The following is a 15,356-nucleotide window of genomic DNA, read 5'->3' as shown; positions in this document are numbered from 1 at the left end:
TGACAGCGGTGTCATCGACGGTGAGCTTGCCGTTCACCTGCGGTGCCCTTCAGACGAGGGAAGAGCTGGTGCGCGTTTCGGGTGGTCAGGGCGCGCCACGTGTCACCGTGCGGTTGTTCGGCGGAATCGATCGAGGCTATCTGGCCTGCGGTCGCGGGTGCGGGGGTCCAGCAGTAGTCGCTGCCGTACAGCAGGCGGTCGGTGCCGACGGCGGCGGTCAAGGCCGGGATCTGCCGCGGGAATGGGGTGCCGGCCATGTCGAACCACAGCCGGCGCAGCTGGTCCTGGACGGTCGGGTCGTCCGGGCTGCCGCCGTCGAAGAGCCGGCGGAACAATTCCAGGCGGTCGGCCAGTAGCGGCAGTGCGCCGCCGCCGTGCGTGAAGACCCACGAGATTTCGGGATACCTCAGGAAGACGCCGGCGAAGACGAGGTCGGCGGCGGTGCGGGCGGAATCGAACAAGAACTCCAGCATCGGCCGCGGCCGTCCCGAGGAGACGGCCTCGTGCCCCGGTGGCGACGTCGGATGTACGAAGACGACGGCATGGCGGCGATCGAGTTCGGCCCACACCGGTTCGAACAGAACGTCGCCGAGATACCGTCCGTTCGCATTGGTTTCCACGGCGACGCCGTCGCTGCCGAGAACATCGAGGGCATAGGCGATTTCCCGGAGCGCGCCGTCCACATCCGGCAGCGGCAGGTTGGCGAAATGACCGAAGCGCCGCGGATGTTCGCGCACCAGGTCGGTAGCGAACTCGTTGACCCCCCGGGAAAGCTCGCGGGCGGCCCGGTCGTCACCGAAGTGCGTACCGGGCGAGGACACCGACAACATCGCGGTGTCGATCCCGCCTTCGTCCATCAGCGCCAGATGGTCGCCCACTTTCCAAGTGGGCCAGCCGGGCATCCCGTCGGGATGCTCGTGCCCGGCAGTTCTCGCTGCGGTCACGTAGCGGTCGGTGACGAAATGCGCGTGCACATCGATAAGCGGTTCGCCGGCTGTGCTCATTGCTCCTGCCCTTCACGGTCATGCGATCGGTGGCCGGACTGCTCGTTCACCGAGGTTCCGGTCGCGGCTCGACATCGTCATCGAGATTTTCTGTGTGGCGCGGGGTGGCGTGAAAGAGCAACATGACCCATGGCTGTCCGGCCGTCGACCGTGACCAAATCGTCGAGGTCAGCGAGGCGATACCGTGAGTGTGGACGCCGACGGTGACGGTGGCGTGCATGGTGCCGATTGCCACTGCGATGTCGCCGCCCAACTGCACCTGCTCGATTCGGTGCTCGATCTGCTCGTACCGCAGCCCGCCCACGGTCGAGCGCGCCAGCAATGTTTGCTTGTCGTCACGCCAGCCGTTCGAATGGGTGTAGATCAGACGGTCGTCGTAGAACGCTGGCAATTCGTCGATCCGGCCGGCGGTCAACGCCGCGGTCCGCGCGCGTTCGCGATCGGCGATCTCGGCGGCAACCGTATCCCCGCGAGCATTGTTGTTGTCGACGTTCATACCGACTAGACCAGCGGGTTTCGGAGTTCGCCGAGACCCTCGACGTAGCTGACGAGGGTGGCGCCGCGGGGCAGGAATCGTGGTGGTGTGCGGGTGCCGCCGACGCCGGCGGGGGTTCCGGTGAAGATGATGTCGCCGGGAAGCAGCGGGCAGATCGCGGAGAGCCGGGCGATCAGTTCGGGCACGGAGAAGATCAGATCGCTGGTGTTGCCCTTCTGCAGAACCTCGTCACCGAGGGAGCAGCCGATCTCGAGGTTGCCCGGGTCGGCGATCTCGTCGAGCGATACCACGGCGGGGCCGGTGGGGCCGAATCCGGGAAACGACTTGCCGAGCCCGAACTGAGGTGCGGGGCCGGCGAGTTGGACTTTCCGCTCGGAGAGGTCTTGTCCCACGGTCAAACCCGCGATGTGGTCCCAGCCGCGGTCCTCGGCGACGTGGTCGGCGCGTTTACCGATCACGGCGACCAGTTCGACCTCCCAGTCGACATGGTCCGACGGCAGGGTAACGGTCGCGGTGGGGCCGGTGATGCAGGTCGGGAACTTGGTGAACACCAGCGGCGCGTCGGGTTCGGCGAGATTCGATTCGGCGGCGTGGTCACGATAGTTCAGGCCGATCCCGAACACCTGACGCGGGAGCGCCACCGGCGCTCGGAGCCGGTCGGGGTCGAACGGCCGATACGCGTCGCCGGGTAGCGTGCTCGCCCATTCGGTGAGTTCGGCCCAGCGTTCGTAGATATCGAAACCGTCCGGGGCGAAACGTCCGTTGCTCGCGGTCGCGATATCGACGGCGGTGTCACCGTCGATCACGTGGTAGCGGGTGTCGATCCTGCTGATTCGCATAAGTGTCCTGCTTTCGGGGGTGGTGTGCGGGTCAGTTCGGCGCGTGGGAACCGGTCATGAGGGCGGCGAGATCTTCCGGCGCCAGGAACGACGGCGGCGGTGGCGGACCCCAGTTGTAGAGGCCCTTCATACCTTCGACGACTTCGGGTTTCCACAATGCGTCGTCGACGACGCAGTCCAGGTCGCTGTAGTACTCGGAGAAGTTGCCGGCCGGGTCTTTGAGGTACCAGAAGAAGTTCGATCCGATGTGATGGCGGCCCAAACCCCATACGTGGCGTTCCGGATCGGCTTCGAGCATCGAGCTCGCGCCCCGGCCGACTTCGTCGACGTCGTCGACTTCCCAGGCGGTGTGGTGCAGGAAATTCAGCGGTGCCTGCTGGACCAGGACGTTGTGGTGGTCGGTGGAGCAGCGCATGAAGGCGGCCAGCCCGGGGACGGTATCGCTGATCTTGAATCCGAGCCCTTCGGCGAAGAATCGCTGACTGGCCTCTTGATCGAGCGAGCCGATGACGACATGACCGAGTTTGCGGGGCCGGACCGGACCGGTCCGGCCGATCCCGTCGGCCCGCTCGTCGCGGCGATCGTGCCGTCCGGGTCCGTTGGTGACCGGCCACGCCGCGGGCTGCTGCACGATCTCGGGGGCGATCTCCATCACCACCGTCAGCGACGAGTTCGGATCCTGGACAGTCAGCGAGCTGTCATCGGTGGCGTAGGCGATATCCAGCGTGTCGAGCTGACTACCGATCCGCGCCAGGTCGTCGGGGTCGTGCACGCCGATACCGAGTCTCAGCAACCTACGCTGTGGTGTGCGCGCGATACGGAGTTGCTCGCCGCCGTCGACCGTGCCGAAGCGGTATCCGCCCAGCTCGGTGAGCCCGAAATCGCGGTAATAGTCGGCGGTGGTGTCGGGGTCGGGTACTCCGATAGTGATCGTGGTCAGTCGATGCAGGCTCATCGTGTCTCCTGGGCATATTCGGTCGTCCGGGCGGAGCCGGAATTCGAAGGGGCAGGCCCTGATCTGCCGCGGTCGGTGACGAGGCGGACGTACCAGTCGACGAGTTCGGGGTCGTCCACCGAGGCCGGATCGATCACATCCCCCGGCTGTGCGCCCTGCATGATCCGTTTGAGCGGGACCTCGAGTTTCTTACCGGTGCGCGTATGCGGTATGCCGGGCGCGGCAATGATCTCGTCGGGAACATGGCGCGGTGAGGCATCGCGGCGGATCGCATCGGTGATGCGGGCCCGTAGACGATCGTCGACGACGACACCGGGTGCCGGGACGACGAACAGCGGCATCCAATATCCGCCACCCGGTTCCTCGACCCCCAGGACGAGAGCTTCGGCGATCTCGGGCAGGTTTTCCACGACGTCGTAGATATCCGAGCTGCCCATTCGGACTCCGTGCCGGTTGAGCGTGGAATCGGAACGGCCGTGCATCACCACACCGCCGGTGTCTGTGCGGGTGATCCAGTCACCCTGTCGCCACACCCCCGGAAACATCGTGAAATAGGTTTCGCGGTAGCGCGTCCCCTCGGGGTCGTTCCAGAACCGCAATGGCATCGACGGCATCGGGGCGGTGACGACCAACTCGCCGACCTGCCCCGTCAGTGAGTTGCCGCCGGGGTCGTAGGCGTCCACTGCTACGCCGAGGCACGGGCCCGGGATCTCCTCGGCGTACACCGGGAGCGTCGGCGCGCCGCCGACGAATCCGCTGACGACGTCGGTGCCGCCGCTGGTCGAGGCGATGCGCACCCGCGGACCCAGTTCGTGCGCGAGCCATTCGGCGGTGGCGGCAGGCAACGTGGCCCCGGTAACCCCGACGCAGCGCAACGCGTCCAGCGACCGGGCGCGGCGCAGGCCGGGAGCATCTTTGCGGCAGCCGAGCAGGTAGCCGGGGCTGGTGCCGAACACAGTGACGTCGAACCGGTCCACGAGATCCCACAATGCGTCGGCCTCCGGATGGGTGGGGCTGCCGTCGTAGCAGACGATCCGCGCCCCGGTCAGCAGACCGCCGACCAGACTGTTCCACATCATCCAGCTCGGTGTGGTGAACCAGAAGAACGTGTCCGTCGCACCGAGATCGAGATGCAGAGCGCTGGTTTTCAGCTGTTCGAGCAGCACGCCGCCGTGCCCGTGCACGATACCTTTCGGGACACCAGTGGTCCCGGAGGAGAACACCACCCATAGCGGATGGTCGAACGGCACCGGTCGCGTCTCGAACTCGTGCTCTCCGGCGGTGGCCTCCGACCACGGGGTCATCGCCGCGATACCGGACCCGATGCGGTCCACCGCGATCGCCACCCGCACACTCGGCAGCGACGCGCGTAAACGGGTCGCGTCGACGGACTTGTCCCGCGCCGCACCGTTGAACCGGTAACCATCGGCGGTGATCAACGCGACCGGTTCGAGTTGCCCGAGCCGCGACCGCGCGGCAGGGACCGCATAGTCCTGCCCACAGCAGGCCCACACCGCACCCAGCGAGGCAGAGGCGAGAAACGCCACGACCGCCTCGGCACAGTTGGGCAGATACCCGGCGACCCGGTCACCGGGCCCGACACCGTGCGAACGCAGCGTATACGCCAGCGCTGCGACCTGCCGGCGCAATTCACCCCAGGTCACCAACGTGGTGGCCGCGCCGGGTTCGCGAGCGTCGACGACAGCGACCGTGTCCGGATCACGTGCGCGCAGCAGGTGTTCGGCGTAATTGATCCGCGCGTCCGGGAACCACGTGGTTCCGGGCATCCGCGGATCGGTCAGCGACGCGCCGGGGTTCGTCGTGGATCGGATATCGAAGAAATCCCAGACCGCCTGCCAGAACTCACCGAGGTTGTCCACCGACCAGCGATGCAGATCCCGATACGTCGCCAACCGCACATCGTGCTCGGCCGCTACGAATTCGGTGAATCGTGAGATATCGGCTGTGGCGATATCTCTGGGGTTCGGCGTCCAGATGGGGACGGCCATGTAGGGCTCCTGTCGAATCGTGCGAGTTATCCCGAGACGAGGCGGCATACGGAAGACCGTGTGGTGGCGTGATCCTCCCCCTCCGACGCCCGCGGCTCGCGGTCTCGTCCGGCCGGATCAGACCAGCGGGGTGATGGGTTCGGCGACGTCGAGCAGCGCTTTGCCGTAGATCTCGTAGCTGATCTGTGGTGCGACGATGGCGTGGCGGGCGGCGGTGGCCGAATCGCGCCAGATCCGTTGCAGTGGGTTGACTTCGGCGAAGGAGCCGGCCCCGTGCGCGGACAACAGGATCTCGATGGCACGGGTGATGCAGTCGGCGACGTAGCCGGTGTCCGCCCGTACGCGAGCCCGGGTCAGGTAGTCGGGATAGTCACCGCGCGATGCGGCGTCGTCGATATCGGCGGCAGCACGGTAGGCGATCAGGTGCGCGGTGTCGATCAGCCGGGCGGCTTCGGCGATCTGTAACTGGAAGCCCACCGATTCTTTCTGGGCGGTGAAGAAGGTATAGGAGATCGGCTTCTTCGCAGCCTTGTCCACGACCAGGTCCAGCGCCGCCTTACCCATGCCCAACTGTGGGCCGACCAGCACCAGGGCCAGCACCGGCACCAGCGCGGACCGGTAGAAGCTTTCGTCGGTGTGCTCGGTGGGATAGTCACCACCGATGGCCGGTGGCACCCGCATCACGCGGTATTCGGGGACGAAAACGTCGTCGGCGACCATGCAGTTGCTGCCCGAGGACCGCATCCCCGCGACGAACCAGGTGTCCTCCAGATCCAGCTCGCCGCGCGGGATCAGCGCCATACCCTGGTCGACGACGGTTCCTTCGTCGTCGGTGATCGGGATGCCCAGTCCGGCCCAGGTGGCGTGCAGCGACCCGGAGTTGTAGTACCACTTGCCGGTTACGCGCCAGCCGCCGTCGACCTTGCGGGTTTCCGCGGTCGGGGTCAGTACACCGCAGACCTTGGCGTCGGGATCGGCGCCGAACACCTCGTCCTGGGCGCGTTCGGGGAAGAGCCCGACCACCCACGACATGACATTGGTGAGTGTCACCACCCAGGCTGTTCCGCCGTCCGCTTCGGCGACAGCCGCCGACACATCGAGCATGGTCCGCATCGAGGTCTCGTAGCCGCCGTACCGCTTGGGGGCGGCGACCTTGAACAGTCCGGCGTCGGTCAGGGCCTGAATGCTCTCCTCGACGACCCGGCGGTCCTGTTCGCCGGCCGCGGCATTGCGCTTCAGCAGCGGAGTCAGTTCTCTGACCCGGGCGACCAACTCGGCGGCGCTGGGTGCATCCACGGACTGCTGTTCGGTGGTGGTCATCGTTTCTCCTGATCGGTACTACGTAGGACTGAAGGGTGGATCGGCGCTGGTCAGCGGGAACAGGCGGTGATGTCGTCGACGATGGGCCGGCGTGGGCGCGCCGCGAATCGCGAGTGGGTTCCGAAGGTGCGGTGGCCGTATACCAGCGGGGCTTCCTGCGTGGACGCGGCGCGGGTCACCGAGCCGATCAACAGCAGGTGGTCACCTGCCTCGACGGTCTGCCACACATCGCAGGCGGCCCAGCCGACCACACCGTCCAGCCGAGGTAGCCCCTCGGCGAGGGACCATCCGGTGGTCGCGAACCGGTCGGCGCCACGAGTGGCGAACAGTGTCGCCAGCTGGTCTTGGCCGGAGGCGAGGACGTTGACCGCGAACCTGCCACGGTCCCGGATCCGGGCCAACAGGGCGGACCGGTGGTCCAGCGCGATCGAGATCAACGCCGGACGTAACGACAGCGACGCCAGCGAGCTCACCGTGGCACCGTGCGGACCCTGCGCGTCAGCGGTGGTGACCACCGTGACCGGCGCGCACACGCCCGCCATGAGGTCTCGAAAATGCTGATCCGACATCGCCGGCCACCTTTCGGTAAATCATCATGATTAATTGCGGCCCCACCCATGCTGAGGTGGCCCCGGTCACATGTCAAGAGGATCGGGAAAATAATCATGATTAATTTCGCCACCGGATCCACGTCCGCGGCGCATGGCGGACCTGGGGATACGGAATAGTCATGATTAATTGCTACAGTGACTGGGCACCGTCTCTCCAGCAGGGAGGAAGCGATGAGCGGAAACGACGGCGACACCGCCGCCGGAGCCTTCGCCGAGGATTTCGAGGGCCCCGCATACTCACGTGAACTCTGGTCTCGCGCAACAGATGTGGGCAGTACGGTCACTGTGGGCAGGTCCCGCGCCGAGCAGGCAGCAGGCCAGATCGCCCGATTGGCGGCGGCGATACCCGCCGGAGAGCGAATCGGCAGCAAAGACGAGTTGCGCAAGCTCTGCGGCGTCTCGGTCGGCACCATCAACGAGGCGATCAAACTCGCGCAGACTCGCGGAATCATCACCTCCCGCCCCGGCCCCGGCGGCGGGCTGTTCGCCTGCGACCCCTCACCCCTGTCTCGGATGAACGGATGGTTCCGCACCGCGGCCGACCAGGATTCGGCGTTCAACGAAGCCGTGCAAATCCGCGACGCGATCGCCCCCCTGCTGATCGAGGAGGTGCTGCGTCGCATCACCCTCGCTGATCAGGACGCACTTGCCGAACATCTCGAACACGTGCGGCGAACCCGCACCTCGGGTACGGTCTCGGATTTCGTCTGGGCATGCTGGGCCCTGCACGCCCGCCTCGCCGACATGGGCAAGGGCGTCCTGCTCAACACTCTCTACCTGAGCATCATGGATGTCGGCACAAGTTACGTGCGCACCGAGCTGGAGACCACCCCACCCGAGGACGTCGACCCGAGTCCGTTGGCCGAGGTCATGGAAGACCTCGTCGATGCCCTCGCCAGACGCGACAACGACGCCGCAATCGACGCGCTGCGTCGTACCGTCCCAACCATGATCCTGCGTCGGCATACCCTCGACTCGCCGTCGTGAACGGCAGGACACCGGCACGGAAGAAGCGGAGCACGCGGCGGCCACCTCGTCCGCTGGCGTGGAGGCACGAGTCTTGCCGGAGGTGCCACCCACGATCCGGCGGTGTCAGCGCCCGGTCACGCGGGCTCGACCGGCAGCTGTAGGTACGACGCCCGGTCGCCCCCGGTGTGGACGATGTGCTGCCCGCCGGTGGCCGGTGTGTACTCGCGGTTGCCCGGCATCATCGTGCCGAGGAGCGATCGGCTGCTGACGACGAGACGGAGCTGTTCGCCCGGCCGGAAGGTGAGTCCGACCGGGAGTAGGTCGATTTCGATATCGACGGCCTCGCCGGGTGACAGCTTCTCGATTCGGTCGAAGCTGTGGGCGGGGATGTCCGCGGTCGACAGCTGCTCGTCGAGATGGCGCATCGAGACACGCAGGCGTCCATCCGTGCCCTTGTACCGCAGGACCGAGGCGCCGCGTTCGGTGACGTCGTGCACCCGCGCGTTCTGGTTGGGCACCGTGAACTGCCGCAGCGGCGTACCGTACGCGTCGAGCTTCTGAACCAGGAGGAACAGGTCCATATCGTCCGCGCCCTCCGCCTCGACCCACAGGTGCGCCTTCGGGTAGCCGACCAGCACAGTCTCCTGATCGAAACGCTTCACGAACGAGACCTCGTCGGGATTGGCCCCGACGGCGTATCCGGCCCTCGCCGCGGCTTCGGGCGCCGCGTTGGTCAGCGTCCGCGAGTTCCCGTCGAGGTAGTACTTCACAGGCGTGACGTCTGCCGGCGGGAACTGATCCGCAGGGATGTTCACCTGGTCGCCGCCCTGGAGGTCGAGCAGGGAGTAGCGCACGCGGGGCGTCTTCTCCCAGCCGTTGTCCTCACCTTTCAGGAAGTGGTCGAAGAAGCGATGCAGATCCTGCCGATTCGTTTCGTCGTAGTAGTCGGGCCATTCCTGGCTGTTGTGGATGCGCAGCCACTTCTGCTCCGAGGCGATCCGCCGCCACGCGCGGAACGTTCCCGCCGTGTGCAGAGTGTTGGAGTAGCTGGCCACGATATAAGCGGGCACGGTGATGCGGCCGAAGTCGGGGATCTTGTTCTCCCAGAGCTCGTTCATCAGCGGGTAGCGCTGCGCCTCGGCGACGATGTCCTCTTTCCGGTTCTTGCCGAAGAAGCTGCCGTCCTGCAGCTGCTCGGCGAACCCGGTGTCGGGTATCCCACCCCGCATCACCAGATCGCGATAGACATCGCTGACGCCCTCCCACGGGTTGATCGCCGCCAGGTGGGGTGGCTGCTCGGCGGCGGTGAACCATTGCGATACCGCGAGGTAGGAGGTTCCGCTCATCCCGACTTTGCCGGTGCACCAGGACTGTTCGGCGAGCCATTCGATCAGGTCGTAGCAGTCACGGCCTTCTTGGCGGTCCCACAGCACACTGTCGCCGTCGGAGTCGACCACCCCGCGGATATCGGGGTTACAGATCGCGTACCCGTGCGCGCACCAGTACGCCGGATCCGGGCCTTCGAACTTCTCCAGCCCCGAGACGATGCCGTTGTCCAAGCCGACCAGGCCGAAGACGCCCATCACGCTGGGTGAGCTGCCCTGCCCTTTGCCGTACGGACTCCACGCCACGAGCACCGGTACCTGCTCCGCGCCCGCGGGACGGAACAGGTCGACATGGATCGTGGTGCCGTCCCGCAGTGGAACAGGGACGTCCTTGTCGAACACGATGTCGACCGGCAGCGGCCGGAACGGCGGCGCGATCCGGAACCCCGCCTCCAGGGTTCGGGTACCGGGGTCGAAACCGGTCAACACGCCGGTCCGGGCGGCCGGCAGCGGATGAGACGGTACGAACATCTTCTGGTCTTCGCTCATCGATGAGCCCCTTTTCGTCTCGTGACCTGGGATAACTTTCCGTTCTCCGACGAGCGTACGAGCACAAGCCCAAAAACTCAACGCGTGTTGAGAAAAATGTGAGGCGATAGATTCAACGTATGACGACCCAGGAAGGATCACCGGCCAAGGCGCGCCGCGGCCGGCGACCCGGCACGTCGACCACCCGCCAGGCGATCCTCGACGCGGCACGCGCGCGGTTCGCCGGCGACGGCTTCGCCGCCACCACGATCCGGCGCGTCGCCGCCGACGCGGGGGTGGATCCCTCGCAGGTGATCCAGTTCTACCGGTCCAAAGAGGAACTCTTCGCGGCCGTGATGGCCATCCCGCCCGCGGCGCTGCAACGGTTCAGCACCGCGTTCGAAGGACCCGACGACCACCTGGGCGAACGAGTCGTGCGCGCCTACCTGGGAGCGTGGGAGGGGGCACCCGAGGAATCCGAGCCCCTGATGGCGATGTTGCGCGGCGCGATCGTCAACGAGAACGCGAGCGAACAGCTACGCGACTTCATCCAATCCCGGCTACTGGAGGGCACCCGGACACGCACCGACGCGGATGCGGCTCTACGCGCCGGCCTGGCCTCGTCGATGCTGGTCGGGCTCGTCACCGGCCGCCGCATCATCGGCGTGCCCACCCTCGTCGAAGCCGATACCGACGAACTCGTCACCATCCTCGCCCCGGCGATCCAGCAGATCCTCGCGCCGCAGCCGGAGACCGTCGACGACAAGGGAGGCCGGGTATGACACCCATCGACGGCCACCTCTACATCGACGGGCACCGCACCGCGATCCTGCACAGTTTCGAAGAAGCCGACCGCGCCCTGCAGGCCGGAAATACGGTGGCCTGGCTCGGATTACAGGACCCCGACCCCGATGCGCTCGCCGACGCCGCCACCCGATTCGGGCTGCATCCACTGGCCATCGAAGACGCCCAGAAGGGACATCAGCGCGCGAAACTCGAACGCTACGGCAACACGATGTTCGTCGTCCTGCGCCCCGGCGCCTACCACGACGCCAGCGAACGGGTCGAGTTCGGCGAGATCCATCTCTTCGTCGCACCGCAGTTCGTCCTCACCTTGCGCCGCGGGAACTTCCCCGATCTGACCGCCACCCGCGTGGCACTCGAAGCCGAACCGGATTTCCTCGGCCTCGGCCCCGAGGCCATGCTCACCGCACTACTCGACCAGATCGTCGACGGGTATGCCCCGGTCGTCGCCGGCTTGGAAGAAGACATCGACGAAGTCGAAGACAGCCTCTTCAGCGGGGGCCCCGTCGACCCGAACCTGTCCGAACGCATCTACCTGCTGATCGAACAGGTCATCTCGTTCCAACGCGCGATCGGCCCGCTCCCCGACATGGTCCAGAGCCTGCTGCGCGGCGCCGACCACTACGGCACCGGCGGCGAAGTCCGGAACCGGCTCCGCAACGTCGCCGACCACCTCATCCGCGTCACCGAACGCGTCACCACCTGCCGGTCCCTGCTCGAAAATGCCCTCGGCGTGCACTCCACCCTCATCGCACTGGAACAGAACGACGCCATGCAACGCATGTCCAGCGCGAGCTTCGCCCAAGGCGAAGAAGTCAAAAGGATCTCTTCCTGGGCGGCCATCCTCTTCACCCCCACACTCGTTGCGTCCATCTACGGCATGAACTTCGACCACATGCCCGAACTCCACTGGGCGTGGGGCTATCCGTTCGCGGTAGCACTCATGCTCGGTCTGGGGCTGGGCCTCTGGGCCGTGTTCAAGTACAAGCACTGGCTCTGACCCACCGCACCGGATTCACCGATTACGCTCGGCGCCGACCCTCGTGCGGGCCGATGGCTCGGTACCGCCGTTGACGTGGAATTTGACGGTGCTTTCGGCGATTCCCAGTGCGCGCCACGCCGCCACACCTCCACTACCTAAACCCTGACCAACCCACGCTTCGCCCCGGCGCACTACCAGCCACAGAACCGGGACCCTCGCTCCTTCCGATGAAGCGGTCAAAGCAGGAGCCTGGAAAACCTACAGACAGCCAAAGGCCGTGCTCGGGCATACGCTTGGACACCCTGGAACCTGTGAGATGCTCGGCCTACCGGACGTAGCTGTCCATCAACAAAACTCAGTCTCCGCGACGCCTCGCGTGGTTGTATCCCGAATGTCTTCGAACTACAACCGAACCCCCGCAGTCCCCTGGTTCTCACAGACCGTCTACACAGGTTCGACGTCATTCCTCTCGGATGTTGATCCAAGGGCTGCGTCCCCTTCTCGCTCCATAAACCCGATCCTGCCCATACCAGGAGCAAGAGGGGATGCTGTCCAGTGACTGCCACGAGCGCTTCAGCACACTCCATTAGGGATGCTTTGGTGTAGATCGGGGTTGCGGTCGTTCCAGGATCCCGGTGTGCCGCGTATCGCCGGGCCACAGCCTCTCCGTAAGTGCGTTCAACAAAGTCGCACGCATACCAGTAGGTGTCGGGGAGTGAGGAGCATCCGGCCCTGGATGTGCTGGTGCATGGCGGAGGTCCAGGCCGCGACGTTGGCGACGCCGACGGCTTTGAGGGGAGAGTTCGGTCCTACGGCACGTAGAGCGTAGCGAATCCGGGGGTGTGGATGCCGCCTGCATTGAGGATGAGTGCAACCTGCCCGACACCGGTGTGCAGTGTCGCCTCGGGAGGGAATCCGCGGAGCCCGTCGGACGTTTGCGCGGCCCCGGTCGCGCCTGTGGAGAGGTTGATCCACTGCACCGACGCATTGACCGAACAGCCCCAACCTCGGCCGGATTCAGAGGAATCAGAGCCTCGGCCTCCTGCGACAACGACGACGCCGGACTGTTCGCCGACAATAGCAACGCAGTTGGCTGCAAAGGTATCGAAGCTCCCGGCCGGATTCCCGAACGGAGCAGAGTTGATCTGGAACGGAACCGTGGTGGCTGCGGTGGCTACCCCAGCTGCCGACAGCCCTGGCAGGGCGAACACCACTGCACAAATGACAAGCCTACGAACGAATTTCATGACCGGACTGTATCGGGGTTCCGGACTGGTGAGGTCTCGCATTCAACTATCGCGGGTTCTCGGCTGGGTCCTCGGTCGGGAGGGGGCACACTCGAGGCATGGGTGCCGTCGGGAAGGGTCGTCTCCCAAGTCCTCGTCATACCGTAACGAGCAGGCGGACTGCACGCGAGCGGTTCCGACCTGATTGCTCAGGCGGCGGACCGCCTGCCGGCGGGCAACGCACTCGCCATGAGCCGAGCCGTGATTACGATTGGCGGACGAACGGGTTCGGAGAAGCGTCAGTCCGTCACCTGCTTACTCAGACCGACCCTCCTCGGGTCTATGATCTTGTCGACGGTCTTCTCGCTGACCTTCTCACCGGCCTCACGCAGATCAGCGGTGATCCGCGGGGCACCGTAGGTACCGTCGGATTCCCGGTGATGGGCGACTATCTTGACCGCCAGATCGGCACGGCGCTGCGCCCGAGGCGCCAACGACACCGACCGGCACCGTTTCCGGTACTCGTAATACCCGGACCTGGACACATTCAACAGTCGCGCCATCCGCGCGACGTCCTCACCAGAGTCGCCGGTGAACGCATCAGGAGCGGCGCACTCTGCCATCAACTCGAACCGGGCCGGTTCTGCTGCATCGCGGCAAGTACGCCGAAGCTTTTTTCAGGAACGCGATATCTTTGTCCTGCTCAGCGACCTGTTTGCGTAACCGCAGCAACTCCGCCCGCTCGGCACCGGACAACGGCTGTTCCCGATGCACCGAAGCAGCTTCGACGCGGCGGCGTTCATCAGCAACCCAGCGGCCCAGCAGGCTCTCGTGCACGCCGAGTTCGCGGGAGACCTCGGCGACCGTGCGACCGGAATCGATCACCCGATGAGCAGCCTCGACCTTGTACTCGGTCGTGAACGACCGACGTTTCCGAGACACAGCAGACATCCTTCCGCAGGATCAACGATCCTGCTAACTCGGTGTCCACTACCCGGGGGGAGCCTCAGACCACCTCGACACCCTGACCTCACGCGGCAACCTGGCCATTGCCTACGAGTTCGTGGGGCGACTGCCCAAGGCGATTGCTCTGCACGAGCAGGTCCTCGCCGACCGTGTGCGGGTCCTGGGCCCTGACCATCGCCACTCCCTGGTCTCACGCGGCAACCTCGCCAACGTATACAGAAGAGCGGGGAAAGTGCCGGAAGCGGTCACATTGTGCGAACGCAACCTCGCCGACCGGATGCGGCTTCTCGCCTCAGATCATCCTGACACCCTGGCCTCCCGGGAACACCTGGCCTTTGCCTACGAGTCCGCGGGGCGGACTGTCCGAGGCGATTGCTCTGCATGAGCAGGTCCTCGCCGACCGGATGCGTCTCCTCGCCTCAGATCATCCTGATACGTTGACCTCACGTGGCAACCTCGCCTACGCCTACGAGTCCGCTGGCCGGGTGGCCGAGGCGATCGCGCTGTACGAGCAGAACCTCACAGAGGCCGAACAGAAACTCGACTCAGACCACCCGTACATCTCGATCCACCGTCGCAACCTCTTACGGTTGCGGCGTCGCCAAACCCTTTAGAACCAACTCGTCTATCTGGGGACACCCCAGGTAGACGTCGCCGGTGGGGTCACTACCGGGTGGGGTCCGGTTCGAATGACGTTGCAGGTTCAGATTTTCCGCTACTTTGTGCCGTACACCGTCCGGCGTCGAGCGGGGGCGGTCTCGATTGAGAGGGGCGGCCTGATGGGGCCAGAGGTCATGGCAGCGGCGATGGCTGCTGCGTCGGCGGTGTCGGCCGGTTTGGCGGCCGGAGTGAGCGAGACCGCGAAACTGGCGGTGGGTGATGCCTATCAGAAGGTGAAAGACGTGCTGGGACGGCGGTACTCGTCGGTGGATGTGGAGGTCGTCGAGGCCCGCCCCAAGGCTCCGGCACGCCAGGCGGTGCTGGCCGAGGAGCTGGAGGCGGCAGGCGCGGGCGCGGATGCGGAGCTGGCGACCGCGGTGCAGGTGCTGCTGGATGTGATCGAGCGGCATTCGCCCGAAGCCGCAGAGCTGGTGGGCGTGCGGCTGGAGCGGGTGGAGGCCGGCCGGGTCGAGGTCCGCGGGGTCCGAGCCGCCGGTGCCAGCGGTGTGATCGCGAAGGACGTGAAGGCTGCCGGGGACTTCTCGGTGACCGATGTGCAGGTGGTTTCGGAGCCGCCGGACCCTCGGTAGGCGCGGCGGCAACACCCGGGCCCGCCGCGCATGCCACGTTCTCGGCTACCGGGGTCGAGGTCGGCCGCGATT

The 15,356-nt window shown here is 65.9% G+C and carries 17 protein-coding genes; 6 read left to right on the top strand and 11 right to left on the bottom strand.

The window, feature by feature from the left end; all coding sequences use genetic code 11:
• Positions 1 to 11: 11 nt before the first annotated feature.
• The 7 genes from OG804_RS02295 to OG804_RS02265 form a co-directional block, all read right to left on the bottom strand.
• Positions 12 to 1,004 carry an amidohydrolase family protein gene (locus tag OG804_RS02295; RefSeq protein WP_328393347.1) on the bottom strand — a complete coding sequence of 331 codons (993 nt, stop codon included), beginning with the start codon at positions 1,002 to 1,004 and terminating at the stop codon, positions 12 to 14.
• Positions 1,005 to 1,050: 46 nt separating this feature from the next.
• Positions 1,051 to 1,500 carry a nuclear transport factor 2 family protein gene (locus OG804_RS02290; protein WP_328393345.1) on the bottom strand — a complete coding sequence of 150 codons (450 nt, stop codon included), beginning with the start codon at positions 1,498 to 1,500 and terminating at the stop codon, positions 1,051 to 1,053.
• 5 nt (positions 1,501 to 1,505) lie between these two features.
• On the bottom strand, positions 1,506 to 2,339 hold the full coding sequence (locus OG804_RS02285) for a fumarylacetoacetate hydrolase family protein (protein WP_328393343.1): 834 nt from the start codon (positions 2,337 to 2,339) through the stop codon (positions 1,506 to 1,508).
• Positions 2,340 to 2,370: 31 nt separating this feature from the next.
• The gene (locus OG804_RS02280; RefSeq protein ID WP_328393341.1) at positions 2,371 to 3,294 is read right to left on the bottom strand and encodes a VOC family protein; all 924 of its coding nucleotides are present in this window, start codon (positions 3,292 to 3,294) and stop codon (positions 2,371 to 2,373) included.
• Positions 3,291 to 5,303 (bottom strand): acetoacetate--CoA ligase, encoded by a 2,013-nt coding sequence (locus OG804_RS02275; RefSeq protein WP_328393339.1) that lies wholly within the window; start codon positions 5,301 to 5,303, stop codon positions 3,291 to 3,293. The genes OG804_RS02280 and OG804_RS02275 overlap by 4 nt, the downstream gene beginning before the upstream one ends.
• Before the next feature lie 117 nt (positions 5,304 to 5,420).
• Positions 5,421 to 6,623 (bottom strand): acyl-CoA dehydrogenase family protein, encoded by a 1,203-nt coding sequence (locus OG804_RS02270; protein WP_328393337.1) that lies wholly within the window; start codon positions 6,621 to 6,623, stop codon positions 5,421 to 5,423.
• Positions 6,624 to 6,673: 50 nt separating this feature from the next.
• On the bottom strand, positions 6,674 to 7,192 hold the full coding sequence (locus OG804_RS02265; RefSeq protein ID WP_328393335.1) for a flavin reductase family protein: 519 nt from the start codon (positions 7,190 to 7,192) through the stop codon (positions 6,674 to 6,676).
• Between the two features lie 213 nt (positions 7,193 to 7,405).
• On the opposite strand from OG804_RS02265, the gene OG804_RS02260 reads away from it, so the two are divergent.
• A complete protein-coding gene (locus OG804_RS02260) occupies positions 7,406 to 8,221 on the top strand; it encodes a FadR/GntR family transcriptional regulator (RefSeq protein WP_328393333.1) in 816 nt (271 codons plus the stop codon).
• A 116-nt stretch (positions 8,222 to 8,337) separates the two neighbouring features.
• On the opposite strand, the gene OG804_RS02255 is transcribed toward OG804_RS02260, so the two are convergent.
• A complete protein-coding gene (locus OG804_RS02255) occupies positions 8,338 to 10,077 on the bottom strand; it encodes a CocE/NonD family hydrolase (RefSeq protein WP_328393331.1) in 1,740 nt (579 codons plus the stop codon).
• A 119-nt stretch (positions 10,078 to 10,196) separates the two neighbouring features.
• Between OG804_RS02255 and OG804_RS02250 the strand changes: the two genes are divergently transcribed.
• Together OG804_RS02250 and OG804_RS02245 are read left to right on the top strand one after the other, a co-directional pair.
• Positions 10,197 to 10,838, top strand: a complete 642-nt coding sequence (locus OG804_RS02250) for a TetR/AcrR family transcriptional regulator (protein WP_328393329.1) — start codon at positions 10,197 to 10,199, stop codon at positions 10,836 to 10,838.
• Complete coding sequence (locus tag OG804_RS02245; protein WP_328393327.1) at positions 10,835 to 11,860, top strand: magnesium and cobalt transport protein CorA; 1,026 nt, start codon at positions 10,835 to 10,837, stop codon at positions 11,858 to 11,860. The genes OG804_RS02250 and OG804_RS02245 overlap by 4 nt, the downstream gene beginning before the upstream one ends.
• 791 nt (positions 11,861 to 12,651) lie before the next feature.
• Here the strand turns inward: OG804_RS02245 and OG804_RS02240 are convergent.
• The 3 genes from OG804_RS02240 to OG804_RS02230 form a co-directional block, all read right to left on the bottom strand.
• Positions 12,652 to 13,089, bottom strand: a complete 438-nt coding sequence (locus OG804_RS02240) for a hypothetical protein (RefSeq protein WP_328393325.1) — start codon at positions 13,087 to 13,089, stop codon at positions 12,652 to 12,654.
• A gap of 278 nt (positions 13,090 to 13,367) precedes the next feature.
• Positions 13,368 to 13,631 carry an IS3 family transposase gene (locus OG804_RS02235; protein WP_328393323.1) on the bottom strand — a complete coding sequence of 88 codons (264 nt, stop codon included), beginning with the start codon at positions 13,629 to 13,631 and terminating at the stop codon, positions 13,368 to 13,370.
• 37 nt (positions 13,632 to 13,668) lie between these two features.
• A complete protein-coding gene (locus OG804_RS02230) occupies positions 13,669 to 14,010 on the bottom strand; it encodes a transposase (RefSeq protein ID WP_328393321.1) in 342 nt (113 codons plus the stop codon).
• 82 nt (positions 14,011 to 14,092) lie between these two features.
• Here OG804_RS02230 and OG804_RS32235 point away from each other — a divergent pair, with 82 nt between their 5' ends.
• The 3 genes from OG804_RS32235 (at position 14,093) to OG804_RS02220 (ending at position 15,284) form a co-directional block, all read left to right on the top strand.
• Entirely contained in the window at positions 14,093 to 14,419 is a 327-nt protein-coding gene (locus OG804_RS32235) for a tetratricopeptide repeat protein (protein WP_442941846.1), read from the top strand.
• Positions 14,370 to 14,648, top strand: a complete 279-nt coding sequence (locus OG804_RS32230) for a tetratricopeptide repeat protein (RefSeq protein ID WP_442941722.1) — start codon at positions 14,370 to 14,372, stop codon at positions 14,646 to 14,648. Before OG804_RS32235 ends, OG804_RS32230 begins: the two co-directional genes overlap by 50 nt.
• A 75-nt stretch (positions 14,649 to 14,723) precedes the next feature.
• Positions 14,724 to 15,284 (top strand): hypothetical protein, encoded by a 561-nt coding sequence (locus tag OG804_RS02220; protein ID WP_328393317.1) that lies wholly within the window; start codon positions 14,724 to 14,726, stop codon positions 15,282 to 15,284.
• Positions 15,285 to 15,356 lie beyond the last annotated feature (72 nt).

The organism is Nocardia sp. NBC_00416, assembly GCF_036032445.1.
Lineage (GTDB): Bacteria > Actinomycetota > Actinomycetes > Mycobacteriales > Mycobacteriaceae > Nocardia.
The sequence above is the reverse complement of the archived record's forward strand: the minus strand, read 5'-3'. Positions and strand labels throughout refer to the sequence as shown.